This is a genomic window from bacterium, from assembly GCA_020440705.1.
In the GTDB taxonomy this organism is placed as follows: Bacteria; Krumholzibacteriota; Krumholzibacteriia; order LZORAL124-64-63; family LZORAL124-64-63; genus JAGRNP01.
Window position 1 is genome coordinate 1 of the sequence record JAGRNP010000395.1, and the last position, 520, is coordinate 520.

At 65.0% G+C, this 520-nt stretch carries 1 protein-coding gene; it reads left to right on the plus strand.

What is annotated here, in order from left to right:
• The coding region (locus tag KDM41_18980) for a penicillin acylase family protein (protein ID MCB1185510.1) at positions 1 to 520 on the plus strand (520 nt) is incomplete at both ends.

The window sequence follows — 520 nt, forward strand, 5'->3', positions numbered from 1 at the left end:
CGCGGGCGGGAGACCAGCTGCCCATTGAATTCGCTCTGCTGGATTACACCCCGGAAGAATGGACCCCCATCGACAGCCTGGCGATCGAGTGTGAATTCCGCTGGTATCTCACGGGCCGGTTCCCTGTCATCTGCCTGCCGGAGCTGGCCCGCCGCACTCTGGGCGATGGCCCGCTGTACCGCGAGTTCCTCCTGGGGGAAGCCGATGCCGAAAGCATCCTGCCCCGGGACTTCTACCCCGAGCGGCAGACCACCACCATCGAGCCGGTCGGTTCGGCCCTCAACGACCCCGACAGCCATACTGGCAGCAACAACTGGGCCGTGGCCGGGCGGTTTACGGCATCCGGCGGGCCGATGGTCGCCAGCGATCCGCACATTGCCTTCGAAGCCGTTTCCTGCTGGTATGAAGCCCGCCTGTCGGGGGCCGGGTATCAGGTCGCGGGAATGGCTTACGCCGGCATGCCGGCGATCATGTTCGGCCGCAATCAGCACGTCGCCTGGAGCATCACCAATAATATCTG